We start from the raw sequence: 24,561 nt of genomic DNA on the forward strand, positions 1-24,561 counted from the left end.
ACGCGTCGGCGCTCAACACCGGACGTAGCCGTCCTCGAGACGCTCCGCGAGGTCGAGCAGCACGAACCACTCCAGCACGTCGCCGACGCGTTCGCGCCAGATCTCCTCCCAGCGGTTCGGGTTCTTGAAGTGCTCCCACTGCGGCACCCGGTCGCGGACGCGGTCGTACGCCTCGTCGGCGCTCACCGGCTCTTCGGCGTCGTCGAGTACCGCGAGCAACTCCTCGGCGGTGAACACGCGGCGGACGAACGCGTCGCGCAGGTGGTCGGGCGTCGGGTCGTTTCGAAGCCGCTTGAAGCCGCCCGGCGTCTCGGTGGCCAGTTCCAGCGCCCGGAGGAACGTCAGCCACGTCCGAGCGGCGTCTCGACTCGGGAAGCCGACGCGACGTATCAGGCGCTCGCAGCAGTCGTCCTCCGAGTCGGGAACCAGCGGCACCGCTCTCTGGGCGTCGGCGACGACGCCGAGGTCGTCGGGCGCGGGCGGGACGAGTTTGAACTGCACGGCTCAGAGCTCGCGGAGGCCGAACGACTCCGCGAGCAGGTCTTCGTCCGTCTCGCCGAAGACGCGCGTCGACCCGTCGACGACGTCGACGGTCACCTGCGCTGGCGCGAACGCAGACACCGGCACCTGCGAGAAGTCCCAGTCGTTCTCGGCGAAGATGTCCTCGAAGGGCGTGCCGTACTCGTCGGCGGCGGTCGACGGAACCTCGTCGAAGCGGTCGAACTCGTCGCGGACCGTCAGGTGGACCTGGCCGCCGTAGGCGAGCGCGTCGTTCGTCCGGCCCATCGCCACGCCCTCGTCGTAGCTGACGGGTGCCATAGGGGCGCTGCCGCTGACCGAGAGCACGTCCCGGGGGTCGTAGCCGAGCTCGAAGAGGCGGAAGACGGCGAGTTCAGATGCCCGAGACGCGATGTTGACGCTACCGGCGATGGAGCCGACGGCGAACGCCGGCAGGAAGACGGCGCTCGGTTCGACCTCCGCGAGGTCGGCGACGTGTTCGGCCACCTCGTCGCCCGGCAGGTCGATGCTCTCGACGGCGAGGACGGTGAGGTCGAACTCGTCGTAGTAGCCGACGGCCTCGAACTCCGACTCCTGGCCGACGAGCGCGCGTGCGGGGCCGCTGCCGAGGCCGTCGAAGCGGTCGAACTCCAGCTCCCAGCCCGCCTTCTGCGAACAGAGCAGCGCGATGGCGGGGTGGTCCGTCGACAGTTCGACGTGCGGAATCGGCGCGCCGTCGACCGTACCCATCCGCGTCTGGACGGTGGCGAGCCCGGCGGTCTGTATCTCCGTCAGCAGCAATCCCGCTTCGACCCCGCCCGTGGCGTCGACGCCGAAGTCCAGCACCGTCGCGCCCGACTCCAGTTCGTACGAGCCGACGTTCAACTCGTCGGCGAAGTCGAGCGCCTCGTCGACGAGTTCTATCGCCATCCGATTGAGACTGTCCATACCTCCGGTTGCGCCCATTCGGATAAAGGGTTTGGCGGTCGGCGGTCGCCCCGACACCGACTTCGGGGACTACGACCCCGGACGCTGCGGTCGGGCGCGTCGCTCTACTCGCCTCCGCTTCGTGCCTCGCGGCCGAGTTCGCGTTCGACGGCCTCGACTTTCTCCCGCGCTCGTTCGTCGCTGGTCCGCTTGTCGTCGATTTTGAGGAACGTACTCACTCGGTCGGCGTCGACGGCGTTGTGTGCGGCGGCGACGGCGTCGAGCAGCGTCTCGACGTCCGCGGCTTCGACGACGGTTCCCATCGGATTCGTCTCGTACTCGACGTCGAACTCGTCGAGCGCGGCGACGGCGTCGGCCACGTCGGCGGCCATGCTCTCTTCTGTCACTGGTGCGACGCTCAGCAGTGCGATGACGGTCATACCGGGGGGTCTGCAGCCAGCGTCCTAACTTTGCGGGTCGATCTCGTCGGCGAGCCGAGCGGTCTCGTTTCCGTTCTCGCGCCGGCGAGCGCAGTTGAACTCGACGGTGACCGTGTCGACGACGCTCCCGTCGGGGGCGACGCCGTCGAGTCGGTAGACGCCGTTCTGCGGACGCGGTCCGAGCGTCTGTTCGTACTCGATAACGCCGGTACTCGGATACTTCCCCTGCGGCGCGTTCGGTTCGTGTTCCGAACGAACCGGCACGACGAACGCCGGGGCGTCCTGCCCGCGTCGATACGCCTCGACGTACGCCGCGCCGGACTGCTCGATTCGGTCCCGTTGAAGCGGTATCACCAGTACGACGTTCTCCCCGTCGGCTTCGATGTGCGCGCCGTTGTTGAGGAGGCTCCCCTCGCCGTGGCTCGTCGCCCACGTGCTGCAGGCGTCCACGTCGTTGCTGGAACTGCTCTCGGAGCTTTCCCCGGAGAGACAGCCCGCGACGGTTGCGGCCGCGACGACACCTGCGGCGGTCAGTAGCTGTCGGCGCGTACGGGTTCGTGGATGGGCGTCTCGGGAGTCGTACTCTGTCTCCCGTCGACGTGTCGTCTCGGAGGGCACGGGGGACGGTTCGGCGACTCGTCGCATCAAACTGCTGACTTCGGCCGCCGACGGTGGGTGGCCATCTCGCTCCCGGCGGGCTTCGCTCCTACCGTTCCCGCGGTTCCGAACGCCCTCGGTTCCGACGAGTCGCCGTTTTATCACCGCACACTGTGTATAGATACCGATGGACGCGATTCACTCATCTCGAACACGGACCAGCGACTCGACCGCCGCCGGCGCGATTCCCCGACGCTCGGTCGTCAGAAACGAACGACTCAGCAGCTCCGCGTTCGGCGAAGCGTACCTCGTCTGGCGCTGTCACCGCTGCGGCGAGACCGGCGATTTGGAGGCGTTCCCCGTCGCCTGCTCGAACTGCGACGCGCCGCGCGAGGAGCTGTACTACTGGACGGAGGACTGACCGCTTCGCCCGACTGGAACCGAGCTCGTTTTTGTGCGCGACCGAACTGCATCCAGTATGTACCTCTCACACCCTGTGCGTCGGATGCGCGACGACCCCATCGACGGCGAAGAGGTGACGCTCGTCGTCGAACTCGACGGCGGCGCGGACCGCGACGCGTTCGAATCGACCGTTCGGGAGGCCGGCGGTACCGTCGAGCGCGACCTACAGTTTCGCGCCGTGCTGGTGCGGGTCCCGGAGTCGGCGGTCACGTCGCTCTGCGAACTCGACGACCTCGCGCGAATCGAGACCGGAGAGACGCTCTCGCTCGGCGTCGACGAGGACGCGACGCTCCCGAGCGACGACGCTGGCGACGAATCCGGGTTCGACGACCGACTCGAACCGGGCGACGAACGGCGTTAACGCGGCCGTCGGGCGACGAGCGCGTGGGCGGTCCACGAGATGACGACTTCCTCGCGCTGGTTGACGCCCGTGATTTCGACGTCGACGTAGCCGCGCTCGGGGTCGGAGTCGGAGACGCGCATCTCGCCGAGTTCGACCCACCCAGAGAGGGTGTCGCCGGGTCGAACCGGGCGGTGCCACCGGAAGTCGTCGAGGCCGCGGCCGCAGAGAAACGCGACCCGCTGAAAGAACGCCTCGGTCGCCAGTCGGTTGCAGACGCAGTAGGTGTGGAGACCGCTCGCGATGAGTTCGCCGAACATCGACTCCCGCGCCGCGTCCTCGTCAACGTGGAACGGTTGGGGGTCGTACTGCTCGGCGAACGCGACGATGTCGTCTCTCGTCAACGTCGCCGTCTCCAGTTCCCAGCGACCCGCCGGGTCGAGGTCCTCGTAGTACTGTCGGGTGGAGGTGGCGGCGTCGGGTTCCATACCGAACGACGGTTCGCTGACGGAATTACCGTTCCGGTATCGACGAACGAGCGACATCGCGGCGGGTCGCGCCGACCTCGCCGCGACTGGCGTACGACCGCATCGACCGGCCCCGCGGACCGCGACGGCCCGGTGTCTGCTCGTCGCTGGGCGGGCCGGTCGGTGGACTTCCCCCACGATGCGGTGTACGGCGTGCCGACGAAGCGTCGACTCTCTGCTTCGCTACAGAACTCTCGGTGCCACAGTCGCGTGCCCGATTTCGGTTCGTCGGCAGCGATTACCCTCTTGCGAGATGTCGTTATCAACTTGCGGGCCACCCGTCCGTTCGGAAGAGTGTGAGCCGAACGAGAGTCTGTGTGCTCCGTGACGGAACCCGTCGCTCGGAGTACTAAATTTAGAGACGTGCGCCGGCCAGGACCGAGCAGACCGGAGGTCTGCGAGGGTTGGGCAGCGTACGACCGAAGGGAGTGCGCTGGCCAGGATTCGAACTGGGTCAGACGGTCGCACTCGCTGCGCTCGTGCGCTGCGACTGATCGGCTCAAATCCTGCACATCGAATTTACCGCTTCAGAGCCTCGCGGCGCGACGAGACGCACCGCTCGGAGGTACTGAAATCGTAGAGATGCGCTGGCCAGGATTCGAACACTGGGTTGCGGCCGTGGAAACGACCGCGTGTTGACCGCTACACTACCAGCGCAGGGTGACTGTCTGCACTCTCACCAACACGCGCCAGTAGTAAAGGCGTTTTCTCCCTTATCACGTCGCGAGACTGGCACTAGAAGAGATGCGGGTGGTGAAGCCGCATCTCAGATTCGAGTTGTGTAACCGTGTTCGACAGCGCTACGGAGGAGTTTTCTCGTCCGCAGGGTCCACTCTCGGCGGACGGACTCTCGGAGAGACGACTTTCCGTGGAGAGAACACGCTGACTGGGTATTCACCGAGCGCGACCGAAGGGAGTGCGCTGGCTGGGACCGAGCAAATCGAAAGTTTGCGAGGGTCGGCGGGGCTACTGAACGAAGTGAGCGAAGCGAACTGAGAGAAGCAGCCTCGCCGGGATTTGAACCGGAGCCGGACGGTCCTGCTCGGCTCACGTTGTTCGCTGCGGGCGATTTGCAGGGCTCAAATCCCGTCACCTATTCACCGATTCGGAGCCTCGCGGCGCGATAAAACGCGCCGCTCGGAGTATTGAAATCGTAGAAGTGCGCTGGCTGGGATTTGAACCCAGGTTGTGACCATGGCAAGGTCACGTGATACCACTACACTACCAGCGCCTGACTGCTGCATTTCCACAATCGCGGCATTTGTTGATAAGGCTTGCGAATCAGCCCCGAATCGACAGCGGGCGTGGGGGTAGTTCGCATCCCAAAAACAGGCTGAATGTGTCGTCAGCAGTCATGTGAGCGCGTCTCACGGGCATTTGTATTCCGCTACCCTTTTTAGTGCGTGTCGGATAGCAACGTCACAGTCTAGTGGCGAGACACCCAAACGACGGCATGACACTCACCGTATGCGTGCCGTCGTCGCTCGTCCGGGAAGCCGAGGACCAACGCGAGGCGACTCGCAAAATCGGCTACGTCGCCCGCGCGGCGACGGTGTTCCGGGCGGACCGGTTGGTCGTCTTCCCCGACGGGGAAGGCGAGCGCCGATGGGGCGGCGAGTTCGTCGCTACCGTACTCGAATACGCCGCGACGCCCCCCTACCTCCGACAAGAGGCGTGGGGCAAGCGCGACGAGTTACGGTACGCCGGCGTGCTGCCGCCGCTCCGTGTCTCGCCACGGACCGGCTCCGAATCCGACGATTCGGGGTCGTTAACACAGGGAATCGTGACCGAGGTCGGACCTGAAGGTCGCGTCCGGGTCAATTGCGGACTGCAACACCCGATCTCGCTCTACACGCCTCCGGAGATGGAGGCCGAGGAGGGAGAGCGCGTCACCGTCAGGATCTCTTCGAGAGAACCGGTCCGTGCGCGCATCGTCGACGAGACCCCACCGGGGTTCGTCGTCGAGCGCATGGACCTGTCGGAAGCGCTCGGCCGTGAGGACGCCGGCGTGAAAATCGCCACCTCCCGATTCGGACAGGAACTGTCCATCGGGCGGCTGTCGACGCTGGCCGGACGAACCGCCGACGGAATGACCGTCGCCTTCGGTTCGCCCGAGAGAGGGCTTCCGGACATCTTCGGGTTTCCGCCCGAAGCCGTCGCCGACGAGGAGTCGGCGGGCACACGAGTCGAACCCGGTCCGGGGTTCGACCTCTGGCTCAATACGGTTCCGCGACAGGGCAGCGAAGTGGTGCGAACGGAGGAAGCGATGTTCGCCTCACTCGCCTGCCTAACACTCACGGAGTGAAACAATGCCACAACCAAGCAGACCACGAAAAGGCTCGATGGGCTTCGGCCCGCGTACGCGCGCAGCCAAAGAGGTTCCGCGCATCAAGTCGTGGCCCGACGACGAGGGCTCCCCTGCACTGCAGGGCTTCGCCGGTTACAAAGCCGGGATGACCCACGTCGTCATGGTCAACGACACGGCGAACTCGGCCCGCGAGGGGATGGAAGAGTCCGTCCCCGTCACGGTCGTCGAGACGCCGCCAATGCGCGCCGTTGCACTCCGAGCCTACCAGAACACGCCGTACGGACAGAAACCGACGACCGAGGTCTGGGCGACCGACCTCGACGAGGACCTCGACCGCGTCCTCGACCTGCCGTCGGAAGACACGTTCGAGGAGGACGCAGACGACCTCCGCTCGCTGCTCGACGACGGCGAGGTCGATGACCTTCGCGTCATCACCCACACCGTCCCGAGCGGCCTGAAGAACGTCCCGAAGAAGAAACCCGACGTGATGGAGACTCGCGTCGGCGGCGGTTCGCTCGACGAACGCGCCGACTTCGCGCTCGACCTCCTCGAAGCGGGCGGCGAGCACGCGATGGCCGACGTCTTCCGCGCGGGCGAGTACCTCGACGCGGCCGGCGTCACCAAAGGCAAGGGGACGCAGGGTCCCGTCAAGCGCTGGGGCGTCCAGAAGCGCAAAGGCAAGCACGCCCGCCAGGGATGGCGGCGTCGCATCGGTAACCTCGGCCCGTGGAACCCGAGCCGCGTCCGCTCGACGGTTCCCCAGCAGGGGCAGACCGGTTACCACCAGCGCACCGAACTGAACAAACGCCTCGTCGCGATGGGCGACGGCGACGACGCGTCCGTCGACGGCGGCTTCGTCAACTACGGCGAAGTCGACGGCGACTACGCGCTCGTCGAGGGCTCGCTCCCGGGCCCCAACAAGCGCCTCCTGCGCTTCCGCCCGGCCATCCGACCGAACGAACAGCCGCGCCTCGACCCCGAGGTGCGCTACGTCTCCACCGCGTCCAACCAGGGGTGACTAACGAATGGAAGCAACAATCAAGGACCTGAACGGCGACGATGCCGGCACGCTCGAGCTTCCGGAGGTCTTCGAGACGACGTACCGTCCGGACCTCATCAAGCGCGCCGTCCTCGCCGCACAGGCGAACCGAACGCAGGCCTACGGAGCCGACCCCCTCGCCGGGATGCGAACCCCGGCCGAGTCGCTCGGCAGCGGCCGCGGTATGGCGCACGTGCCCCGAGAGAACGGGCGCGCACGTCGTGTCCCGCAGGCCGTCAGCGGTCGCAAAGCGCACCCGCCGAAGGCCGAAAAGGAGCACGGCAAGAAGATCAACAAGAAGGAGCGCCAGTTGGCGGTCCGCTCGGCCATCGCGGCGACGACCGACGCGGAAGTCGTCGCGGAGCGCGGCCACCAGTTCGACGACGGCGTCGAACTCCCGCTCGTCGTCAGCGACGAGTTCGAGGAGCTCGTGAAGACGCAGGAAGTCGTCTCGCTGCTCGAAGCGCTCGGCGTCGACGCCGACATCGAGCGCGCCGAGGACCGCAAAGTCCGCGCCGGACAGGGGAAGGCCCGCGGTCGCAAGTACAAGCGACCCAAATCCATCCTCTTCGTCACCAGCGAGGAGCCGTCGAAGGCGGCTCGCAACCTCGCCGGTGCCGACGTGGTCACCGCCGCCGAGGTCAACACCGAGGACCTCGCGCCCGGCACCCACGCCGGTCGCCTGACCGTCTGGACCGAGAGCGCCGTCGAGGAGGTGGCCGACCGATGAGCGTCATCCGCCACCCCCTCGTCACCGAGAAGGCGATGAACGAGATGGACTTCGACAACAAGCTCCAGTTCATCGTCGACCTCGACGCCTCGAAGCCCGTGGTCAAGGAAGAGGTCGAATCGCGCTACGACGTGACCGTTTCGAGTATCAACACGCAGGTCACGCCGAAAGGAACGAAGAAGGCGACCGTGCGTCTGTCCGAGGACGACGACGCACAGGAGATCGCCTCCCGAATCGGGGTGTTCTAGATGGGACGTAGAATCCAAGGCCAACGTCGCGGACGCGGCACGTCCACGTTCCGTGCGCCGTCGCACCGCTACAAGGCCGAACTCACGCACAAGAAGGAATCGAAGGACGGCGACACCATCTCCGGTACCGTCGTCGACATCGAACACGACCCCGCGCGCGCCGCGCCGCTGGCCGACGTCGAGTTCGAAGACGGCGACCGGCGGCTCGTGCTCGCCCCAGAGGGCGTCACGGTCGGCGAGACCATCCAGGTCGGTGTCTCCGCCGAGATCAAGCCCGGCAACACGCTGCCGCTGGCCGAAATCCCCGAGGGGGTTCCGGTCTGCAACGTCGAGCGCCAGCCCGGCGACGGCGGCAAGTTCGCCCGCGCCTCCGGCGTCTCGGCGCAGCTCCTGACCCACGACAAGCGCGTCGCGGCCGTCAAGCTGCCCAGCGGCGAGGTCAAACGGCTCAACCCGCAGTGCCGCGCCACCATCGGCGTCGTCGCCGGTGGCGGTCGGACGGAGAAGCCGTTCGTCAAGGCGGGGAAGAAGCACCACAAGATGCGCGCCCGCGGTACCAAGTACCCGCGCGTCCGCGGTGTCGCGATGAACGCCGTCGACCACCCGTTCGGTGGCGGCGGTCGTCAGCACCCCGGCAAGCCGAAGTCCGTCTCGCGCAACGCGCCGCCGGGACGGAAGGTCGGAGACATCGCATCGAAACGCACCGGACGAGGTCGTAACAAATGAGCACAGATTACCGCACCGGCCGCGAGGGCGAGTTCACCTACCGCGGCCACACGCTCGACGAGCTGCAGGAGATGGAGCTCGAAGAGGTCGCAGAACTGCTCCCCGCGCGCATGCGGCGAACCATCAACCGTGGTCTGGGCGTCGAGCAGGAGAAACTGCTCGAGAAAGCCCGGAACAAGACCGAAGAGGAGACCGCGAACAACCCGATTCGGACGCACCTGCGCGACATGCCCGTCGTGCCCGCGTTCGTCGGACTGACGTTCGCCGTCTACAACGGCCAGAGCTTCGAGCGCGTCCAGATTCAGCCCGAGATGATCGGCCACTACCTGGGCGAGTTCCAGCTCACCCGCAACTCGGTCGAACACGGGCAGGCCGGCATCGGTGCGACCCGGTCCTCGAAGTTCGTGCCACTCAAGTAACACCATGGGAATCAACTACAGCGTCGAGGCCGACCCCGACACGACGGCGAAAGCCATGCTCCGGGAGCGGCCCATCAGCCTGAAGCACAGCAAGGCCATCGCGCGCGCCATCAAGGGCGAGCGCGTCGACGACGCCGAGTCGTACCTGCAGGACGTCATCGACGAGAAGCAGTCGGTGCCGTTCAAGCAGCACAACTCCGGCGTCGGCCACAAAGGCGACATCGACGGGTGGGACGCGGGTCGCTACCCGAACAAAGCCTCGAAGGACTTCCTGAAGCTGCTCGAGAACGCGCGTAACAACGCCAACGAGCAGGGCTTCGACGGCGAATCGATGGTCATCAAACACGTCGCCCCCCACAAGGTCGACGAGCAGATGGGGCGCAAGCCCCGCGCGTTCGGACGAGCGGACCCGTGGAACACGACGCTCGTCGACGTGGAGCTCATCATCGAGGAGGTCGAAGAATAATGGCAGACGAACACCAGTTCATCGAAGACGGACTCCAGCGCTCGCAGATCGACGAGTTCTTCGCCGAAGAGCTCGGCCGCGCCGGCTACGGCGGCATGGACGTCGCCAAAACGCCGATGGGGACGCAGATCGTCCTGAAAGCCGAGAAGCCCGGCATGGTCATCGGCAAGGGCGGGAAGAACATCCGGAAGGTCACCCGCCAGCTCGAAGAGCGGTTCAACCTCGACGACCCCCAGATCGACGTTCAGGAGGTCGACGAGCCCGACCTGAACGCGCGCATCGTCGCGGACCGCCTCGCCAACGCGCTCGAACGCGGCTGGTACTTCCGTAAGGCCGGCCACACGACCATCGACCGCATCATGGACGCCGGCGCACTCGGCGCGGAGATCAAGCTCAACGGCAAGGTCACCGGCGCCCGCTCGCGCGACGAGAAGTTCAACCGCGGCTACATCAAGCACAACGGCGAACCCGCCGAGGAAGTCGTCGACACCGGCCAAGGTGTCGCCGTCATGAAGCTCGGCACCATCGGCGTGACGGTGAAGATCATCCCGCCGGGAGCGCAGCTCCCCGACGACTTCTCCGTCGCCGAGGACGTCGAGGTCGAAGCGGTCGAACAGATCGCCGAGACCGAGGGCGTCGAGGACCTCCTCGAAGAGCCCGAAGACGAGAAAGTGCCGGACGTCGGCGAAGATGCCGACGACGTGCCCGCCGAACACGCCGGCGAGGACGACGCCCAGGACGCCATCGACGAGGAAGTCGTCGAAGAAGTGGTCGAGGAGACCGGCGAGACGGCCGACGCGCAGGAGGAACCGGTCGCCACCGGCGACGTCGACGACGACGAGCACGCGCTCGACGAAGACGAGGAAGCCACCGACGACGTGGAGACGGAGCTCTCCGAACTCGACGAGGAAGTCGAGCAGGAGGCCGCCGACCTCGTCGCCGAGATGGAAGCCGACGAGGAGGAGGGTCAGTAGATGGCCATCTTCTACCCCGACGAGATCCGCGACATGACGCCCGCAGAGCGCGAGGCGGAGATCGAGGAACTCGAGACGGAGCTCCTGAACGCCCGCGCCGTGCAAGCGGCGGGCGGCGCGCCGGAGAACCCCGGCCGAATCGGCGAGATTCGCCGGACCATCGCCCGAATCAAGACCATCCAGAACGAAGAGGGCGACGACGAGTAAGATGGCCCTGACGCCCGAACGCCTCGCGCGACACGAACTCAACGGCCTGCCCGTCCGGGTGGCCGCCGCCGACAACCCCGACCTCGTCGGGATAGCCGGCCGTGTCGTCGTCGAGACGATGCAGACGCTGCACGTCGACTGCGACGTGCCCGCTGCCGCTCGACTGTTCGGCGACGAAGTCGCCGAGCGAGGCGCTCGGGTCGTTCAGGTGCCGAAACGCGGAACGACGTTCGAGTTCGCGCTCGAACGAACGGACGGCGGCCCGACAACCGGGCCGTCGCGCACAAATGAAGCCGCCGGGAACCGTCGAGACCACCTCGACGAGTCGTCGGACACGCGCCGACGACGCCGCAAGGCCCCGGGGTCTGCGTCCAAACGGGAGTCGGAAACTGCCGGTGATTTAGCCGGTCAGTCTGGGTCGACCCGCGAGGGCTCGTCCGACGACGGTTCGTCGGACGACTGCGAGGGCGCAGTCTACGTTACGGTGGATGGTGCAAAGCTGCTCTCACGACCCGCATTGCGCACCGAAAACGTAGGTGAATCTACATGGCGATAGGACTGAACGTACCAGAACCGGAGGAGAGCTGCTCCGACGCGAACTGTCCGTTCCACGGCTCGCTTGCCGTGCGAGGACAGACGCTCGAGGGCACCGTTGCCTCCACAGACATGGACAAAACCGTCATCGTGGAGCGCGAATACGACGTTCGCGTTCCCAAGTACGACCGCTACATGAAGCGGCGTAGTCGCGTTCCCGCCCACGCACCCCCGTGCGTGGAGCTCGAGGAAGGCGATACGGTTCGCATCGCAGAGACACGACCGCTGTCGAAGACGAAATCGCACGTGGTCGTCGAGAAAATCGCGTCGCTGGAAGTCACCGAGGGCCTCGCGGCCCCGGAGACGGCCGGCGACGAGTCGGACGAAGAGGGTGAGGCGTGATGGAGGCGCTGAAAGCCGACGTCACGCAGGGCCTCGAACGGGGCTCGCTCATCGTCTGCGCCGACAACACCGGAGCCCGCGAGCTGAAAGTGATCAGCGTCGCCGGCTACTCCGGAACGAAGAACCGACACCCCAAAGCGGGCGTCGGCGACAAAGTGACCGTCTCGGTCACGAAGGGCACCCCCGAGATGCGTCGACAGGTGCTCGAAGCCGTCATCGTTCGCCAGCGGAAATCCATCCGCCGGCCCGACGGCACGCGCGTCAAGTACGAGGACAACGCCGCCGTCATCATCGACGAGAACGGCGAGCCTCGCGGGACCGAAATCAAGGGTCCCATCGCGCGGGAAGTCGCCGAGCGCTTCGGGAGCATCGCATCCACGGCTACGATGATCGTATAGCATGAGCAAGCAACCACGCAAACAGCGAATCCAGAACCGCGACGCGCCGCTGCACGAGCGACACACGCAGGTCCGCGCGACGCTGTCGAGCGACCTCCGCGAGGAGTACGGTCGACGCAACGTCCGCGTGAACGCGGGCGACACCGTCGAGGTGCTCCGCGGCGACGACGCCGGAACGACCGGCGAAGTCGTCGACGTCGACCTCAAGCGCGAGGTCATCACCGTCGAGGGCGTCGTCGTCGAGAAGGCCGACGGGGAAGAAGTCCCCCGGCCGCTCGACACCTCGAACGTCCGCGTGACGGAACTGGACCTCGAAGACGAGCGCCGTCAAGCGCGTCTGGAGGGTGACGAATGACGAAGCATCAGAAGCGACTCTCGGTCCCGAACTCGTGGCCGGTCGAACGGAAAGAACAGGTCTGGACGGTCAAAGCCGGCGCCGGTCCGCACGGCGAACAGGGTGTCCCCCTGCTCATCCTGCTGCGGGACGTTCTCGGCTACGTCAACACGAAGAAGGAAGCGCGCTACGCGCTCAACGAGGGGACCGTCCTCGTCAACGGCGACAACGTCGCCGACGAGCGTCGTCCCATCGGGATGTTCGACATCCTGGCGTTCACCGCCCGAGACGAGTACTACCGCGTCTTCCCCGACGAGGGTGGTCGCCTCGCGCTGACCGCCATCGACGAGGACGCGGCGTCGAGCCGCCTCGGCAAGATTGTCGGCAAGCGGCAGGTCGCCGGCGGCGCGTTCCAGCTGACGCTGCACGACGGAACGAACGTCAGCCTCGAGGACGCCTCGGAGTACAGCAGCGGCGACTCGGTCGTCGTCGACAACGAGTCGAAAGAGATCGTCGCGCACTTCCCGTACGAGGAAGGTGCGCTCGTGACGGCCGTCGCCGGGGGCCACTCCGGCGAAATCGGCGAGATCACGGAGATCACCGTCACGCTCGGCAGCGGCGACAACACCGTCACCGTCGAGCAGGAAGACGGCGAGAGCTTCGAGACGGTCGCCGACTACGTCGTCGTCATCGACGAGAACTTCACCGGCGGCGAGCCGGAAGTCACCACCACCGGAGGTGACGACGAATGAGCGAGTCCGTCCACGAGATGCGCCAAGCGCGCGTCGAGAAGGTCGTCGTCCACATGGGCATCGGCCAGGGTGGCCGCGAACTCGCCAACGCCGAGGACATCATCGAGGCCGTCACCGGCCAACAGAGCGTCCGCACCACCTCGAAGCGTGCCGGACAGGACTTCGGCGTCCGCATCGGTACGCCGGTCGGCGCGAAGGTGACCCTTCGCGGCGAGACGGCCCACGAGTTCCTCGAGACGGCGCTGCCGCTGGCGGACCTCTCGGAGAGCAACTTCGACGACACGGGTAACTTCAGCTTCGGCGTCGAAGAACACACCGAGTTCCCGAGTCAGGAGTACGACCCCGAGATCGGTATCTACGGGCTGGACGTGACGGTCAACCTCGTCCGCCCCGGCTACCGTGTCGCGAAGCGAGACCAGGTGACGCGGAGCATCCCCTCCAGTCACCGCCTGACCCCCGAGGACGCCGTTTCGTTCCTCGAGGAGTCGTTCGACGTAGAGGTTGAACAATGAGCGAGAGTGAATCAGACGTGACGGGCGAACACGCCACGCAGCGCACCGGCCAGCGCCACGAGTGCCGCCGATGCGGTCGCAAACAGGCGCTCGTCGGCAAGTACGACATCAACCTCTGCCGGCAGTGCTTCCGCGAGATCGCCCGCGAGATGGGATTCAAGAAGTATCGATAACAATGGCTGACAACGACCCACTCAGCAGCGCGCTCTCCGGCGTGGACAACGCCGAGAGCGTCGGGCATCTGTCCCACGAGGTACAACCCGCCTCGAACATCATCGGCTCCGTTCTCGAGGTCTTCTACGACCGCGGGTACATCGACGGCTTCGAGTTCGTCGACGACGGCAGAGCCGGTCGGTTCGAGGTCGAACTGAAAGGCGCTATCAATCACTGTGGCGCAGTCAAGCCCCGCTACTCGGCGGGCGCTGGCGAATTCGAGAAATGGGAGAAGCGATTCCTCCCCGCCCGTGACTACGGGGCGCTCATCGTCACGACGAGCCACGGCGTCATGAGCCACTACGAGGCCCGCGAACAGGGCATCGGTGGACAAGTAATCGCATACGTCTACTAATATGAGTCGAGTCGAAATCGAAATTCCAGACGACGCCTCCGCCGAGGTAGACCACCTCGACCTCACCGTCGAGGGACCGAACGGGTCCGTCACGCGACGACTCTGGTACCCGAACGTCTCCGTCAGCGTCGACGACGACCGCGTGGTCGTCGAGAGCGACGCCGAGAACGCGAAGACGAACGCGACCATCGGAACGTTCGAGAGCCACATCCGAAACATGCTCCACGGCGTCACCGACGGTTGGGAGTACCGGATGGAGGTCTACTACGCTCACTTCCCGATGCAGGTCAGCGTCGAGGGTGACGAAGTGGTCATCGAGAACTTCCTCGGTGAGAAGGCACCGCGCCGCGCGCAGATCCGCGGCGACACCGACGTACAGATCGACGGCGAGGAGGTCATCCTGACCGGCTCCGACAAGGAAGCCGTCGGGCAGACCGCCGCGTCCATCGAACAGCTGACGCGCGTCACCGACAAGGACACCCGCGTGTTCCAAGACGGCGTCTACATCACCGAGAAGCCACAGGCAGGTGGTGCATAAATGGCCGACGACGAACCGGAGACGCTCGAAGAGATCAGCGGCGTCGGGCCGAGCAAGGCCGAGGCGCTGCAGGAAGCCGGCTACGAGTCCATCGAGGACGTGAAGGCGGCGAGCCAGTCGGAGCTCGCCGACGTCGAAGGCATCGGCAACGCGCTGGCGGCCCGCATCAAAGCGGACGTCGGCGGACTCGAAGTCTCCGAGGAGACCGAGGCCGAAGTCGAAGACGAGGGCGAACCCGAAGCCGACGAGGCCGACGAGGACGTCGAGACGGAGCTCCGTCCGCGCGGCCACGCCGACAAGACGCCGAGCCTCGACGACGAGACGGCGCGCGCGCTCGGGCAGAAGCACCGCGAGGGCATGCCCGCGTTCCGCCGCCAGAAGTACCACGCGAAGAAGCGAGTCCCCGAGTCGTGGCGCAAGCCGCGCGGCGGACTCTCCAAGCAGCGACGCGGCATCAAGGGCAAAGGCTCGATGGTCGAAGCGGGCTACCGCACGCCGAAGGCCGCCCGCGGTCTGCACCCGAGCGGCTTCGAGGAGGTCTACGTCCACAACGTCGGCGACCTCGAAGACGTCGACGGCGACACGCAGGCCGTCCGCATCGCCAGCAAAGTCGGCGCTCGCAAGCGCGAGCGCATCGAGGACGTCTGTGAGGACCGCGAGATTCGCGTCCTCAACCCGACCTACGTCGAAGTGGAGGTCGACCAATGACGGATCTGAGCGCACAGCGACGCATGGCCGCCGACGTCCTCGACGTCGGCAAGAGCCGCGTCTGGTTCGACCCGGACGAACAGGCCGAGATCGCCGAAGCCATCACGCGCGAGGACATCCGCGACCTCGTCGACAGTGGCACCATCCGCGCGAAGGACGCCAAGTCCAACTCGCGCGGACGCGCCCGCGAGCGGCAGGCCAAACGAGAGTACGGCCACCGCAGCGGCCCCGGCACCCGCAAAGGGAAAGCCGGTGCGCGGCGAGACTCGAAAGACGAGTGGATGAGCCGGATTCGCGCCCAGCGAGCCCGACTCAAGGAGCTGCGCGACGACGGTCCGCTGAACCGAACCCAGTACCGCGAGCTGTACAACAAGGCCAGCGGTGGGGAGTTCGACAGCGTCGACCGCCTCGAAGCGTACGCACGGAACAACTACGAAATCGAACTGGAGGACCAATAGATGGCGACAGGACCACGATACAAGGTACCGATGCGACGCCGTCGCGAGGTCCGGACCGACTACCATCAGCGGTTGCGCCTGTTGAAATCCGGCAAGCCGCGGCTCGTAGCCCGCGTCAGTAACAAGCACGTCAGGGCGCAGCTGGTAACCCCCGGACCCGACGGCGACAACACACACGCCGCCGCTTCCTCCGAGGAACTCGCCGAGTACGGCTGGGAAGCCCCCACGGGCAACCTCCCGAGCGCGTACTTGACGGGCTACCTCGTCGGCAAGCGAGCGGTCGAAGCCGGCCTCGAAGAGGCCGTCCTCGACATCGGCCTGAACACGGCGACGCCCGGCAACAAGGTGTTCGCCGTTCAGGAAGGAGCGATAGACGCTGGCCTCGAAATCCCGCACAACGACAGCGTGCTGGCCGACTGGTCGCGTAACCGCGGCGAGCACATCGCCGAGTACGCGGAACAGCTCGACGAGCCGCTGTACGGCGGGGAGTTCGACGCCACGAAACTACCCGAGCACTTCGACGACGTGCTCGAACAACTACAGGACGACGAATGAGCAGAAACAACAACGGCTGGGAGCCGCGAACGCGCCTCGGCCGAATGGTCCAGAACGACGACGTCACGTCGATGGAGCAGGCGCTCGACACGGGCCTGCCGCTGAAAGAGCCCGAGATCGTCGACCAGCTCCTCCCCGGACTGGACGACGACGTGCTCGACATCAACATGGTCCAGCGGATGACCGACTCCGGCCGCCGGGTGAAGTTCCGGTGCGTCGTCGCCGTCGGCAACCGCGACGGGTTCCTCGGCTACGCCGAGGCCCGCGACGACCAGGTCGGCTCGGCGATTCAGAAGGCCATCGACGTCGCAAAGCTGAACATCATCAAGGTCGACCGAGGCTCCGGTTCGTGGGAGGACCGCGCGGGCGGTACCCACTCGCTGACCCGGAAAGCCGAGGGCAAAGCCGGGTCGGTGACCGTCGAGGTCATCCCCGCGCCGATGGGTCTCGGCCTCGCGGCCGCGCCCACCGTCCGCAGCATCCTCGAACTCGCGGGTGTGCAGGACGCGTGGACGAAGTCCGACGGCAACACGCGGACGACGGTCAACCTCGCGAAGGCGACGTACAACGCGCTTCGGAACGCCTCGCAGTCCCGGACGCCGCGGCACGCCCGCGAAGTCCAGCAAGAGGTGAGCGAGTGATGCGCGCAGTCGTTCAGATTCGCGGTGACGTCAACATGAGCGAAGCGGTGCACGACACCCTGAAGATGCTCAACATCCACGGCGTCAACCACTGCGCGTTCGTCCCCGAGACGGACACTTACGAGGGCATGGTGACGAAAGTCAACGAGTACGTCGCACACGGCGAACCGAGCGCCGACGTCGTCGAGACGCTGCTGCGCAAGCGCGCGGAGCCGCTCGAAGGCGACGCGACGGTCGACGACGACTACGTCGCCGACAACACCGACTACGACGACCTCGGCGCGCTCGCGGAGGCGCTCGTGGACGAGGAGACGACGCTGCGCGAGCAGGGTCTCTCCCCGTCGCTTCGGCTCCACCCGCCGCGCGGCGGGCACAAGGGTCTCAAGCACCCGACCACCGAAGGCGGCCAGCTCGGCAAACACGAGGCCGAGGACATCGACGAACTCCTGGAGGCGATGCGATAATGACATCCAAGAAACGTCGACAGCGCGGTTCCCGAACCCACGGCGGCGGCACGCACAAGAACCGGCGCGGCGCCGGTCACCGCGGCGGCCGCGGCCGCGCGGGACGCGCGAAACACGAGTTCCACAACTACGAACCGCTCGGCAAACACGGCTTCACCCGTCCCGACGACACGCAACTCGACGTCGTCGAGGTTCGACTCCAGAAGCTCGACGAGGACGCGGCGCTGTACGCCGCGGAGGACCTCGCCGAGGAGGAGGGTGACGGCTACCGTCTCGACGCCCGAGACGTCGTCGACGCGCGAAGCGACACCGACGTCGTGAAAGTGCTCGGCGGCGGGCAGGTCCGCAACGAACTGCACGTCGTCGCCGACGCGTTCACGTCGACGGCCGTCGAGGACCTCGAGGAGAACGGCGGCAGCGCCGTCCTCTCCGAGTACGGTGAGCATCTCGTCGCCGAGGCCGAAGCGGCCGAGGAAGACGAAGACGCCGAAGACGACGAGTAACTCCGTCGTCCACGCGCGATTTCTCGCGTTATCGCTCTCGCGAGCGACTGCGCCGTCGACGACGTCGCGCCGAGAGTAACAATCAAACCCCTGGCACGCCGACCTGCTGCCGTGACCGAGACGACCGAGGAGTCGACCCGACAGAGTCGCTCGGAGACGGACTCCGAGGAGACGCCGCGCGGGCGACCCTGTCCGTTCTGCGGCGCGTCGATGCAGCACCGCCACTGCAAGTACGTCTGTCCGACCCACGGCGTCGTTTACGACTGCAGCGACACGTTCTGGTAACTAGGTCCCGTCGGCGCCGCGGCGGCGGCCAACCGAGCGACGAGAGGAGGAGCGCCGGCCGGTTTCCAACTTGTATCGGTACTAACGATTATGAGCCTGCACTCCCTAGAGATGGTAGCTCATGCGCTGTTGTGACCCGAGTAGACGATGGACAGGGCAACCGCAGGAAGCGAGCCCATGGTGAGAGACGAGCAAGTCGCCCGAAGTAAAGCAATACAACAGCGAACTGGAAAGACGTTCCACTTCGCCACGCGACTTCTCCCCCAGCGGGTTCGCCACGCGACGTACGTCCTGTACGCGTTCTTCCGACTGGCCGACGAAGTCGTCGACGACGCCGGCGACGCGAGCCCCGAAGAACAGCGCGCGGAACTCGAACGGCTCCGCGCCGCGGCGCTCGGGGAAGCCGAGACCGACGATCCGGTGCTGTCGGCGTTCTCGGAGATGCGCGAGGAGTACGGCATCGACGACGCGGACGTGAACACGTTCGTCGACGCGATGGCGACCGACATCACGAAGAGTCGCTACGAGACGTACGCCGAACTGGAGGCGTACATGGACGGCTCGGCGGCCGCGGTCGGTCGGATGATGACTGCCGTCATGGACCCCGAAGAGAAGGGGCGAGCGCTGCCGCACGCGACGAAGCTCGGCGAGGCGTTCCAGATGTCGAACTTCCTGCGCGACGTGCGCGAGGACATCGACGAGCGGGACCGCATCTACCTCCCGCAGACGACGCTCGACGAGCACGGCGTGACGGAGGCGCAGCTCCGGCGCTACGAGCTCACCGAGGGCTTCACCACCGCCATGGAGTCGGAGCTCCACCGAACGGAGACGCTCTACCGCGAGGGCGTCGCCGGCATCAAGTACCTCCCCGAGGACTGCCAGTTCTCGGTGCTGTTGGCCGCCGTGCTGTACGCCGACCACCACCGCCTCATCCGCGACCGGAACTACGACGTGCTCTCGGCGACGCCGCAGTTGAGTCGACTCCGAAAACTGAGCCTGTTCGCCCGCACCCGCTACCACTGGATGTGGACGAAAGACCCCGAGACGGTGTTCTGGCGCGTCAGCTCGGTGTCGAAACGCGGGTCGCCGACGGCGGGGGCGGGACGCCACGACGGGCTTCCGGCGCGCTGAGTGGACCGCACTCCTCTCCTCTACTTCCAGTTCGAACTCACCGAAGCCACGACGGCCGCAGCAGCCCCGCGTCGAACCGCTCGGTTCGCAGCAGACCGACTCCGAACAGCACCGCGACCAGCGCGGGGACGTAGTTGCCGAAGACGACGTTGACGCTCCCCCAGAGGATGACGAAGCTCACGAGGTCGTCGAGCATGAACTCGCAGCGCGAGAGTCGCGCGAGCAACGCCCGGCGGTCGAACGCCCAGTCGAGCGTGACGACGGCGACGGTGGCGCTGACGACCCACCCCGCGTAGTTCGACAGCGGGACGCCGTAGAAGCCGCCGCCGGGCGGGACGTCGGGGTACACCCAGAAGCCGAGCGCGACGGCACCGGGGTCGAGCACCACGTCCATCGCCAGCACGGTCACGACGACCGAAAAGAGGCGGACCGCCGGGTTGTCCGCGCGGTCGCCGAGCAGCAGCAGACAGAGCAGATACGAGTTCATCACCAGCGGGAGAAAGAAGATAGGGAGCCCCAGCGGAATCCCCTCGACTGTCGGCCCGAGGTCGACGCCGTAGTAGAACTCGCCGTAGGGCCACCCCGTCTCCACGCCGGTGTACTCGATGGCGTAGGCGTACAGCGCGAGCGCCGAGACGCCGACGACGGCTCGACGGTCGAACAGCGGGAGCGTGCCGACGACGAGCGGCGAGCGCATCACGAACGTCCCGAGGAGGATGAGGAGGGCGTTGAACGCCAAGGGCGGCGGGAGCAGTTCGAGTCGACTGGCGACGAGCAGCACGCCGCCGACGACCGGGAACACCACGGAGATGGTGAAGCGGTTCTCGCGGACCAGACGGTCGAGACGGGCCTCCATCTCCGTGCGGTTCGAGGGAACGTACTCGGAGACCGTCGACATCGAATCAGCCACGCAGCAACCTCCAGAGTGCGCCCATCGTGAGCACCATCCCGACACCCGTGTTCAGCGCCGGATACCACCAGTACGCCCGCGAGACGTCCACGTCGGACAGATAGATGGCGAAGACGACGACCGGATACGCCAGGAGCAACAGACCGATGCGGAGGTCGACGAGACCGAACGCGAGCGCCGCCGCGAGCCAACACCCCGCGCAGTACGCGTAGGTCCGCGTCTCGCCGAGCACGGTCGCGGTCGTCCGAATGCCCGCCTCGCGGTCGGGTTCGATGTCGGGGATCGCCGAGAACGTGTGCATCCCCATCGTCCAGAGCCAGCCGCCGAGGACTGCCGCGAGCGGCGGCTGTTCGCCCGCGACGGCGGCGTAGGCGGCGACGCCCGGTAGGACGTACAGCCCGTTCGAGACGGAGTCTAAGAGCGGCTTGGTCTTGAACCGAAACGGTGGCGCGCTGTACTCCACGGCGAGAAGGAAGTGCGCCGCCAGCCAGACCCACGCCACTCGCGGGGTCACGGCGAAGAGCGCCAGCCCCGCGAGTCCGGAGGCGACGACGACGCCGACGACGACGGGGTCGCCGCCGAATCTGACCTCCTTGTCCTCCTTCTTCGGGTTCTCGGCGTCGATTTCGGCGTCGAACACGTCGTTGACGCCGTACAGGAACACGTTCGCCGGGACGAGGAAGTAGCCGAACAGCGCCAGCGCGAGGGGGGCGAACAGGTCCGAAACCGACTCGGCGGCGAAGGCGACGCCGACGACGACGGGGCCCGCGAGGTAGAACCAGAAGCGCGGGCGCGAGAGCTTCAGCAGGTAGCCGAGGCGACCCATCAGTCGTCCGTTCGACTCGCCTGCTCTCGGCGTGTCGTCTCGTCGTCGGCACCACCGGACTCGGTCACGCTCCCGTCGGCCCGGACCGTCTCGTCCTCGACCGGCGGCCGCGGCTCCTCGCGCCCCGAGTGCTTCGCCATCGACTCGGCGGTGAGTCGGCCGCTGATGAGACACATCGGCACCCCGATGCCGGGTGTCGTGTACGACCCCGTGAAGTACAGTCCCGACACCTCCTTCGAGCGGTGCGGCGGGCGGAGCAGGGCGGTCTGGCGGAGCGTGTGTGCCATCCCGAGCGCCGTCCCCTGCTGGCTGTTGTAGCGCTCCGCGAAGTCGTCGACGCAGAACGACTTCTCGAAGACGATTCGGTCGCGCAGGTCGACGCCGGTGTTCTCGGCGACGTCGTCGAGAACGAGTTCGCGGAACGACTCGCGGAGTTCGGGGGTGTCCTCCAGTCCAGCGGCGATGGGAACGAGGACGAACAGGTTGCTGTGGCCCTCGGGGGCGACCGAGTCGTCGGTCTTCGAGGGGACACAGAGGTAGTACGCCGGGTCGTCGGGCCACGAGTGGTCGCCGAAGATGGTGTCGAAGTGCGGTTCCCAGTCCGTGGGGAGGACGAGCGTGTGGTGGGCCAGTTCCTCGACGTCGCCCTCGACGCCGAGATAGAGGAGGTACGCCGACGGGGCGTAGGTTCGGGAGTCCCAGTAGTCGGCGTCGTACTGTCGCTTCTCCGGCGGGAGGAGTTCCTGTTCGGTGTGCGCGTAGTCGGCGTCGGAGACGACGAGGTCCGAGAGATACTCCTCGCCCGACTCGGTGCGGACGACGAACCCGCCCTCGCGTCCTCGGATTTCGGTGACGGCGTCGCCGGTGTGGAAGGTGACGCCGAGTTCCTCGCCGAGGTCGACCATCGCGTCGACGACGGCACCCAAGCCGCCGTCGGGGTAGTAGACGCCGAGTTCGAAGTCGACGTGGCTCATCAGGTTGTACAGCGCCGGCGTGTTCGACGGCGCGCCGCCGAGAAACACTAACGTGTACTGCATTATCTGCTGGAGCTTCGGGTTGTCGAAGTACTCCTCGACGTGGCCCTGCATCGACCCGACGAGCGAGAGCCCCCACGCGTGCCGGAGCACGTCGGTGTCGACGTAGTCGCGGAGGCGGGGACGGTCTTTGTAGACGAAGTGCTCCATCCCGATGCGGTAGTTGCGCTCGGACTTTTCGAGGTAGCGTTCGAGCGTCTCACCCGCGCCCTCCTCGTAGGAGTCGAACAGCAGTTTGTTCGTCTCCATGTCGGGGACGAGGTCCACGCGGTCGCCGTCTTTGAAGAAAATCCGATAGTGAGGGTCGAGCCGTTCGAGGTCGTAGTACTCGGTGGGTCGCTTCCCGAAGTAGCCGAAGAAGTCCTCGAACACGTCGGGCATCAGATACCACGACGGCCCCATGTCGAAGCGGAAGCCCTCGGCCTCCAGACGGCTGGCGCGCCCGCCGAGCTGCTCGTTTTTCTCCAACACGGTGACGTCTGCTCCGGCGTCGGCGAGGTAGCAGGCCGTCGAGAGACCGCCGAAGCCGCTGCCGACGACGACGACGGATTGGCCCGACAGCGCCGACAACGCCTCGCGGACGCCCTCGCGGTCGCCGTCGAGACCGGACCCGAACCGTCGCCCGACGTCCGCGGCCGGGGTGTTCGCCTCGACGTCGCCGACGGCGTCGGCGTCGCCGGTGCCGTCGCCGTTCGTTGGAAAGGTCATGACACGCACTAGGGGCGTTCGGAGCATAAAACGACTGACTGTGTCACTGTCTCGCAGTCTGTCGTCGTCGACCGCTCTCGACGGCGGGCTACCGTCGAACTACGGCTCCGCGTCTTCGGGGTCGACTGTCGTCCCGTCGACGGCGGCTTCGACGGCTTCGACGACGGCCGTCACTGCTTCGTCCGGCGAGAGCGCGAGAAAGATACCCTCCTGGTCGAAGTAGATGCGGAGAAACTTCAGGTAGTCCATCGCCGTCGTGACGTAGTTCACGCGGTCGGCGACGGGGAACAGCTCCTCGGTGAGGAGGTCTATCTCCGCGAAGTCGATACCGGCGTAGCTGTGTATCTGGTCGAAGTGAGCGACCATCTGCTCGCGGTCGCGATAGAACGTCTGTGTAGCGTCTTCGACGTGGAGCAGTTCGTACACGTCCGGCGTGTAGACGGCGAACGAGTAGAGCGGCCCGTCGACGGCTTCCCGGGCCGCCCCGAGCGCAGCGTCCGCGTCGAACGTCACGACATCGGAACCGTGTGTCATACTCCCACAGAGACAGCCACCGACAAAAGTCTGTACGCTTCCGCTCGGGCGAGGAGACGCACCTTTAGGTCGGATTCGCCCTAACCGAGGGTATGGACGATACGACGGTCGTCGTCACGGGTGCGAGTCGGGGAATCGGTCGCAGCGTCGCCGCAGCGTTCGCCGCGGAGGGCGCACGCGTCGTCGCCTGCGCCCGCGACGACGAGGCGCTGGACGAACTCGCGGCAGCGGTCGACGAGAGCGGCGCCGCGATACTCACCCAGCGAGCCGACGTCCGCGACGAGTTCGACGTTGAGCGTCTGATGGAGCGCGCGGCGCGGGAGGGTCGGCCGATAGACGTCCTCGTCGCGTGCGCGGGCGTCAGCCACGGAACGCCCGGCGAGATGCCGACCGCCGAGGAGTCGTACGCGCGCTTCGACGACACGATGCGGACGAACGTCCGCGGCGTGTTCGCGGCGGTCAAAGAGGCAGTCCCACACATGGCCGACGACGCCCGTGTGCTGGTCCCGTCCGGGTCAGTCGCCCGCGAGGCGAAAGCCGGGATGGGTTCGTACGCCGTCTCGAAAGCCGCCGCCGAGGCGTTGGCGCTCGGATTCGCCGCCGACCTCTCACAGACCGTCGGCGTCGTCGACCCCGGCCTCGTCGCCACCGACCTCACCGACGAACGGGGCCGCGACCCCGACGACGCGGCGTCGATGTTCGTCTGGGCGGCGACGGAAGCGGATGCGAGCGAACTCGACGGGGAGATTCTCGACCTCCGGACGTGGAAGGAGGCGACGAGGTAGACCCGATTCACACCGAAGGCGGCTGGAAGCGGTCCGTCGTGGAGGAATCTGTCCGCGGACCGACGACCATATT

The 24,561-nt window shown here is 66.5% G+C and carries 37 protein-coding genes, 2 tRNA genes and 1 pseudogene; 29 read left to right on the forward strand and 11 right to left on the reverse strand.

Features of this window, described 5'->3' with window-relative positions; genetic code table 11:
* Positions 1-12 precede the first annotated feature (12 nt).
* The 4 genes from DV709_RS12120 to DV709_RS12135 form a co-directional block, all read right to left on the reverse strand.
* Positions 13-501 (reverse strand): hypothetical protein, encoded by a 489-nt coding sequence (locus DV709_RS12120; RefSeq protein ID WP_117594687.1) that lies wholly within the window; start codon positions 499-501, stop codon positions 13-15.
* A gap of 3 nt (positions 502-504) precedes the next feature.
* Entirely contained in the window at positions 505-1,446 is a 942-nt protein-coding gene (gene mch, locus DV709_RS12125; RefSeq protein ID WP_117594688.1) for a methenyltetrahydromethanopterin cyclohydrolase, read from the reverse strand.
* 104 nt (positions 1,447-1,550) lie between these two features.
* Complete coding sequence (locus DV709_RS12130) at positions 1,551-1,865, reverse strand: MTH1187 family thiamine-binding protein (protein WP_117594689.1); 315 nt, start codon at positions 1,863-1,865, stop codon at positions 1,551-1,553.
* 24 nt (positions 1,866-1,889) lie between these two features.
* Positions 1,890-2,483 (reverse strand): hypothetical protein, encoded by a 594-nt coding sequence (locus tag DV709_RS12135; RefSeq protein ID WP_117594690.1) that lies wholly within the window; start codon positions 2,481-2,483, stop codon positions 1,890-1,892.
* Positions 2,484-2,649: 166 nt separating this feature from the next.
* Here DV709_RS12135 and DV709_RS12140 point away from each other — a divergent pair, with 166 nt between their 5' ends.
* Together DV709_RS12140 and DV709_RS12145 are read left to right on the forward strand one after the other, a co-directional pair.
* The gene (locus DV709_RS12140) at positions 2,650-2,883 is read left to right on the forward strand and encodes a DUF7130 family rubredoxin-like protein (protein WP_117594691.1); all 234 of its coding nucleotides are present in this window, start codon (positions 2,650-2,652) and stop codon (positions 2,881-2,883) included.
* A 57-nt stretch (positions 2,884-2,940) separates the two neighbouring features.
* Positions 2,941-3,285 carry a hypothetical protein gene (locus tag DV709_RS12145; protein WP_117594692.1) on the forward strand — a complete coding sequence of 115 codons (345 nt, stop codon included), beginning with the start codon at positions 2,941-2,943 and terminating at the stop codon, positions 3,283-3,285.
* On the opposite strand, the gene DV709_RS12150 is transcribed toward DV709_RS12145, so the two are convergent.
* From DV709_RS12150 to DV709_RS12160, 3 genes are all read right to left on the reverse strand, one after another.
* Entirely contained in the window at positions 3,282-3,752 is a 471-nt protein-coding gene (locus tag DV709_RS12150) for a MaoC family dehydratase (RefSeq protein WP_117595308.1), read from the reverse strand. The genes DV709_RS12145 and DV709_RS12150 overlap by 4 nt on opposite strands.
* A gap of 622 nt (positions 3,753-4,374) precedes the next feature.
* Positions 4,375-4,448: transfer RNA gene (locus tag DV709_RS12155), tRNA-OTHER, on the reverse strand.
* Between the two features lie 503 nt (positions 4,449-4,951).
* Positions 4,952-5,022 (reverse strand) — tRNA-Gly (locus tag DV709_RS12160).
* A gap of 222 nt (positions 5,023-5,244) precedes the next feature.
* On the opposite strand from DV709_RS12160, the gene DV709_RS12165 reads away from it, so the two are divergent.
* From DV709_RS12165 to DV709_RS12285, 26 genes are all read left to right on the forward strand, one after another.
* On the forward strand, positions 5,245-6,096 hold the full coding sequence (locus tag DV709_RS12165) for a putative RNA uridine N3 methyltransferase (RefSeq protein WP_117594693.1): 852 nt from the start codon (positions 5,245-5,247) through the stop codon (positions 6,094-6,096).
* 4 nt (positions 6,097-6,100) lie between these two features.
* Positions 6,101-7,117 (forward strand): 50S ribosomal protein L3, encoded by a 1,017-nt coding sequence (locus DV709_RS12170; RefSeq protein ID WP_117594694.1) that lies wholly within the window; start codon positions 6,101-6,103, stop codon positions 7,115-7,117.
* Positions 7,118-7,124: 7 nt separating this feature from the next.
* Positions 7,125-7,868, forward strand: a complete 744-nt coding sequence (rpl4p, locus tag DV709_RS12175; protein ID WP_117594695.1) for a 50S ribosomal protein L4 — start codon at positions 7,125-7,127, stop codon at positions 7,866-7,868.
* A complete protein-coding gene (locus DV709_RS12180) occupies positions 7,865-8,116 on the forward strand; it encodes a 50S ribosomal protein L23 (protein ID WP_117594696.1) in 252 nt (83 codons plus the stop codon). Before rpl4p ends, DV709_RS12180 begins: the two co-directional genes overlap by 4 nt.
* On the forward strand, positions 8,117-8,842 hold the full coding sequence (locus DV709_RS12185; RefSeq protein ID WP_117594697.1) for a 50S ribosomal protein L2: 726 nt from the start codon (positions 8,117-8,119) through the stop codon (positions 8,840-8,842).
* The gene (locus tag DV709_RS12190) at positions 8,839-9,261 is read left to right on the forward strand and encodes a 30S ribosomal protein S19 (protein WP_117594698.1); all 423 of its coding nucleotides are present in this window, start codon (positions 8,839-8,841) and stop codon (positions 9,259-9,261) included. Before DV709_RS12185 ends, DV709_RS12190 begins: the two co-directional genes overlap by 4 nt.
* A gap of 4 nt (positions 9,262-9,265) precedes the next feature.
* Entirely contained in the window at positions 9,266-9,727 is a 462-nt protein-coding gene (locus DV709_RS12195) for a 50S ribosomal protein L22 (RefSeq protein WP_117594699.1), read from the forward strand.
* A complete protein-coding gene (locus DV709_RS12200) occupies positions 9,727-10,701 on the forward strand; it encodes a 30S ribosomal protein S3 (RefSeq protein ID WP_117594700.1) in 975 nt (324 codons plus the stop codon). Before DV709_RS12195 ends, DV709_RS12200 begins: the two co-directional genes overlap by 1 nt.
* Positions 10,702-10,908, forward strand: coding sequence for a 50S ribosomal protein L29 (gene rpmC, locus DV709_RS12205; RefSeq protein WP_117594701.1), 207 nt, complete (start codon positions 10,702-10,704; stop codon positions 10,906-10,908).
* Between the two features lies 1 nt (position 10,909).
* On the forward strand, positions 10,910-11,464 hold the full coding sequence (locus tag DV709_RS12210; RefSeq protein WP_117594702.1) for a ribonuclease P protein subunit: 555 nt from the start codon (positions 10,910-10,912) through the stop codon (positions 11,462-11,464).
* Positions 11,455-11,844, forward strand: a complete 390-nt coding sequence (locus DV709_RS12215) for a 30S ribosomal protein S17 (RefSeq protein WP_117594703.1) — start codon at positions 11,455-11,457, stop codon at positions 11,842-11,844. The genes DV709_RS12210 and DV709_RS12215 overlap by 10 nt, the downstream gene beginning before the upstream one ends.
* Entirely contained in the window at positions 11,844-12,242 is a 399-nt protein-coding gene (locus DV709_RS12220) for a 50S ribosomal protein L14 (protein WP_117594704.1), read from the forward strand. The genes DV709_RS12215 and DV709_RS12220 overlap by 1 nt, the downstream gene beginning before the upstream one ends.
* Position 12,243: 1 nt before the next feature.
* Positions 12,244-12,597: a 50S ribosomal protein L24 gene (rplX, locus tag DV709_RS12225; RefSeq protein ID WP_117594705.1), complete on the forward strand. Its 354-nt coding sequence runs from the start codon at positions 12,244-12,246 to the stop codon at positions 12,595-12,597.
* Entirely contained in the window at positions 12,594-13,328 is a 735-nt protein-coding gene (locus DV709_RS12230) for a 30S ribosomal protein S4e (RefSeq protein WP_117594706.1), read from the forward strand. Before rplX ends, DV709_RS12230 begins: the two co-directional genes overlap by 4 nt.
* Positions 13,325-13,840, forward strand: coding sequence for a 50S ribosomal protein L5 (locus DV709_RS12235; RefSeq protein ID WP_117594707.1), 516 nt, complete (start codon positions 13,325-13,327; stop codon positions 13,838-13,840). Before DV709_RS12230 ends, DV709_RS12235 begins: the two co-directional genes overlap by 4 nt.
* On the forward strand, positions 13,837-14,013 hold the full coding sequence (locus DV709_RS12240; RefSeq protein ID WP_117594708.1) for a 30S ribosomal protein S14: 177 nt from the start codon (positions 13,837-13,839) through the stop codon (positions 14,011-14,013). The genes DV709_RS12235 and DV709_RS12240 overlap by 4 nt, the downstream gene beginning before the upstream one ends.
* Positions 14,014-14,015: 2 nt before the next feature.
* Positions 14,016-14,408, forward strand: a complete 393-nt coding sequence (locus tag DV709_RS12245) for a 30S ribosomal protein S8 (RefSeq protein WP_117594709.1) — start codon at positions 14,016-14,018, stop codon at positions 14,406-14,408.
* A 1-nt stretch (position 14,409) separates the two neighbouring features.
* On the forward strand, positions 14,410-14,946 hold the full coding sequence (locus DV709_RS12250; RefSeq protein WP_117594710.1) for a 50S ribosomal protein L6: 537 nt from the start codon (positions 14,410-14,412) through the stop codon (positions 14,944-14,946).
* Positions 14,947-15,654, forward strand: a complete 708-nt coding sequence (locus DV709_RS12255; protein WP_117594711.1) for a 50S ribosomal protein L32e — start codon at positions 14,947-14,949, stop codon at positions 15,652-15,654.
* Positions 15,651-16,112, forward strand: a complete 462-nt coding sequence (locus DV709_RS12260) for a 50S ribosomal protein L19e (protein ID WP_117594712.1) — start codon at positions 15,651-15,653, stop codon at positions 16,110-16,112. Before DV709_RS12255 ends, DV709_RS12260 begins: the two co-directional genes overlap by 4 nt.
* Positions 16,113-16,667 carry a 50S ribosomal protein L18 gene (locus DV709_RS12265; RefSeq protein WP_117594713.1) on the forward strand — a complete coding sequence of 185 codons (555 nt, stop codon included), beginning with the start codon at positions 16,113-16,115 and terminating at the stop codon, positions 16,665-16,667.
* Positions 16,664-17,308, forward strand: a complete 645-nt coding sequence (locus DV709_RS12270; RefSeq protein WP_117594714.1) for a 30S ribosomal protein S5 — start codon at positions 16,664-16,666, stop codon at positions 17,306-17,308. The genes DV709_RS12265 and DV709_RS12270 overlap by 4 nt, the downstream gene beginning before the upstream one ends.
* Positions 17,308-17,772, forward strand: coding sequence for a 50S ribosomal protein L30 (locus DV709_RS12275; protein ID WP_117594715.1), 465 nt, complete (start codon positions 17,308-17,310; stop codon positions 17,770-17,772). The genes DV709_RS12270 and DV709_RS12275 overlap by 1 nt, the downstream gene beginning before the upstream one ends.
* Positions 17,772-18,275, forward strand: a complete 504-nt coding sequence (locus tag DV709_RS12280; RefSeq protein WP_117594716.1) for an uL15m family ribosomal protein — start codon at positions 17,772-17,774, stop codon at positions 18,273-18,275. Before DV709_RS12275 ends, DV709_RS12280 begins: the two co-directional genes overlap by 1 nt.
* Before the next feature lie 111 nt (positions 18,276-18,386).
* A complete protein-coding gene (locus DV709_RS18060; protein WP_168191196.1) occupies positions 18,387-18,560 on the forward strand; it encodes an HVO_2523 family zinc finger protein in 174 nt (57 codons plus the stop codon).
* A gap of 177 nt (positions 18,561-18,737) precedes the next feature.
* Complete coding sequence (locus tag DV709_RS12285; RefSeq protein WP_117594717.1) at positions 18,738-19,691, forward strand: phytoene/squalene synthase family protein; 954 nt, start codon at positions 18,738-18,740, stop codon at positions 19,689-19,691.
* Positions 19,692-19,728: 37 nt separating this feature from the next.
* Here the strand turns inward: DV709_RS12285 and cruF are convergent, their stop codons facing one another.
* From cruF to DV709_RS12305, 4 genes and pseudogenes are all read right to left on the reverse strand, one after another.
* Positions 19,729-20,589, reverse strand: a complete 861-nt coding sequence (cruF, locus tag DV709_RS12290; protein ID WP_117594718.1) for a bisanhydrobacterioruberin hydratase — start codon at positions 20,587-20,589, stop codon at positions 19,729-19,731.
* A gap of 4 nt (positions 20,590-20,593) precedes the next feature.
* Positions 20,594-21,427, reverse strand: a complete 834-nt coding sequence (locus DV709_RS12295; RefSeq protein ID WP_117594719.1) for a prenyltransferase — start codon at positions 21,425-21,427, stop codon at positions 20,594-20,596.
* 131 nt (positions 21,428-21,558) lie between these two features.
* Positions 21,559-23,169: pseudogene (locus tag DV709_RS12300) on the reverse strand (phytoene desaturase family protein); the annotation flags it as partial.
* 99 nt (positions 23,170-23,268) lie between these two features.
* Entirely contained in the window at positions 23,269-23,703 is a 435-nt protein-coding gene (locus DV709_RS12305) for a hypothetical protein (protein WP_117594721.1), read from the reverse strand.
* Positions 23,704-23,795: 92 nt separating this feature from the next.
* Here DV709_RS12305 and DV709_RS12310 point away from each other — a divergent pair, with 92 nt between their 5' ends.
* Entirely contained in the window at positions 23,796-24,488 is a 693-nt protein-coding gene (locus DV709_RS12310) for an SDR family NAD(P)-dependent oxidoreductase (protein WP_117594722.1), read from the forward strand.
* Positions 24,489-24,561: the final 73 nt, after the last annotated feature.

Origin of the sequence: Haloprofundus halophilus, from assembly GCF_003439925.1 — an archaeon.
GTDB classification, from domain to species: domain Archaea; phylum Halobacteriota; class Halobacteria; order Halobacteriales; family Haloferacaceae; genus Haloprofundus; species Haloprofundus halophilus.

Excerpts from the sequence above, each read along its gene's own strand:
- mch (WP_117594688.1), bottom strand. The coding sequence starts at position 1,446 with ATGGACAGTCTCAATCGGATGGCGATAGAACTCGTCGACGAGGCGCTC.
- DV709_RS12130 (WP_117594689.1), bottom strand. The coding sequence starts at position 1,865 with ATGACCGTCATCGCACTGCTGAGCGTCGCACCAGTGACAGAAGAGAGC.
- DV709_RS12140 (WP_117594691.1), top strand. The coding sequence starts at position 2,650 with ATGGACGCGATTCACTCATCTCGAACACGGACCAGCGACTCGACCGCC.
- DV709_RS12145 (WP_117594692.1), top strand. The coding sequence starts at position 2,941 with ATGTACCTCTCACACCCTGTGCGTCGGATGCGCGACGACCCCATCGAC.
- DV709_RS12150 (WP_117595308.1), bottom strand. The coding sequence starts at position 3,752 with ATGGAACCCGACGCCGCCACCTCCACCCGACAGTACTACGAGGACCTC.
- DV709_RS12165 (WP_117594693.1), top strand. The coding sequence starts at position 5,245 with ATGACACTCACCGTATGCGTGCCGTCGTCGCTCGTCCGGGAAGCCGAG.
- DV709_RS12170 (WP_117594694.1), top strand. The coding sequence starts at position 6,101 with ATGCCACAACCAAGCAGACCACGAAAAGGCTCGATGGGCTTCGGCCCG.
- rpl4p (WP_117594695.1), top strand. The coding sequence starts at position 7,125 with ATGGAAGCAACAATCAAGGACCTGAACGGCGACGATGCCGGCACGCTC.
- DV709_RS12180 (WP_117594696.1), top strand. The coding sequence starts at position 7,865 with ATGAGCGTCATCCGCCACCCCCTCGTCACCGAGAAGGCGATGAACGAG.
- DV709_RS12185 (WP_117594697.1), top strand. The coding sequence starts at position 8,117 with ATGGGACGTAGAATCCAAGGCCAACGTCGCGGACGCGGCACGTCCACG.
- DV709_RS12190 (WP_117594698.1), top strand. The coding sequence starts at position 8,839 with ATGAGCACAGATTACCGCACCGGCCGCGAGGGCGAGTTCACCTACCGC.
- DV709_RS12195 (WP_117594699.1), top strand. The coding sequence starts at position 9,266 with ATGGGAATCAACTACAGCGTCGAGGCCGACCCCGACACGACGGCGAAA.
- DV709_RS12200 (WP_117594700.1), top strand. The coding sequence starts at position 9,727 with ATGGCAGACGAACACCAGTTCATCGAAGACGGACTCCAGCGCTCGCAG.
- rpmC (WP_117594701.1), top strand. The coding sequence starts at position 10,702 with ATGGCCATCTTCTACCCCGACGAGATCCGCGACATGACGCCCGCAGAG.
- DV709_RS12210 (WP_117594702.1), top strand. The coding sequence starts at position 10,910 with ATGGCCCTGACGCCCGAACGCCTCGCGCGACACGAACTCAACGGCCTG.
- DV709_RS12215 (WP_117594703.1), top strand. The coding sequence starts at position 11,455 with ATGGCGATAGGACTGAACGTACCAGAACCGGAGGAGAGCTGCTCCGAC.
- DV709_RS12220 (WP_117594704.1), top strand. The coding sequence starts at position 11,844 with ATGGAGGCGCTGAAAGCCGACGTCACGCAGGGCCTCGAACGGGGCTCG.
- rplX (WP_117594705.1), top strand. The coding sequence starts at position 12,244 with ATGAGCAAGCAACCACGCAAACAGCGAATCCAGAACCGCGACGCGCCG.
- DV709_RS12230 (WP_117594706.1), top strand. The coding sequence starts at position 12,594 with ATGACGAAGCATCAGAAGCGACTCTCGGTCCCGAACTCGTGGCCGGTC.
- DV709_RS12235 (WP_117594707.1), top strand. The coding sequence starts at position 13,325 with ATGAGCGAGTCCGTCCACGAGATGCGCCAAGCGCGCGTCGAGAAGGTC.
- DV709_RS12240 (WP_117594708.1), top strand. The coding sequence starts at position 13,837 with ATGAGCGAGAGTGAATCAGACGTGACGGGCGAACACGCCACGCAGCGC.
- DV709_RS12245 (WP_117594709.1), top strand. The coding sequence starts at position 14,016 with ATGGCTGACAACGACCCACTCAGCAGCGCGCTCTCCGGCGTGGACAAC.
- DV709_RS12250 (WP_117594710.1), top strand. The coding sequence starts at position 14,410 with ATGAGTCGAGTCGAAATCGAAATTCCAGACGACGCCTCCGCCGAGGTA.
- DV709_RS12255 (WP_117594711.1), top strand. The coding sequence starts at position 14,947 with ATGGCCGACGACGAACCGGAGACGCTCGAAGAGATCAGCGGCGTCGGG.
- DV709_RS12260 (WP_117594712.1), top strand. The coding sequence starts at position 15,651 with ATGACGGATCTGAGCGCACAGCGACGCATGGCCGCCGACGTCCTCGAC.
- DV709_RS12265 (WP_117594713.1), top strand. The coding sequence starts at position 16,113 with ATGGCGACAGGACCACGATACAAGGTACCGATGCGACGCCGTCGCGAG.
- DV709_RS12270 (WP_117594714.1), top strand. The coding sequence starts at position 16,664 with ATGAGCAGAAACAACAACGGCTGGGAGCCGCGAACGCGCCTCGGCCGA.
- DV709_RS12275 (WP_117594715.1), top strand. The coding sequence starts at position 17,308 with ATGCGCGCAGTCGTTCAGATTCGCGGTGACGTCAACATGAGCGAAGCG.
- DV709_RS12280 (WP_117594716.1), top strand. The coding sequence starts at position 17,772 with ATGACATCCAAGAAACGTCGACAGCGCGGTTCCCGAACCCACGGCGGC.
- DV709_RS12285 (WP_117594717.1), top strand. The coding sequence starts at position 18,738 with ATGGTGAGAGACGAGCAAGTCGCCCGAAGTAAAGCAATACAACAGCGA.
- cruF (WP_117594718.1), bottom strand. The coding sequence starts at position 20,589 with ATGTCGACGGTCTCCGAGTACGTTCCCTCGAACCGCACGGAGATGGAG.
- DV709_RS12295 (WP_117594719.1), bottom strand. The coding sequence starts at position 21,427 with ATGGGTCGCCTCGGCTACCTGCTGAAGCTCTCGCGCCCGCGCTTCTGG.
- DV709_RS12305 (WP_117594721.1), bottom strand. The coding sequence starts at position 23,703 with ATGACACACGGTTCCGATGTCGTGACGTTCGACGCGGACGCTGCGCTC.
- DV709_RS12310 (WP_117594722.1), top strand. The coding sequence starts at position 23,796 with ATGGACGATACGACGGTCGTCGTCACGGGTGCGAGTCGGGGAATCGGT.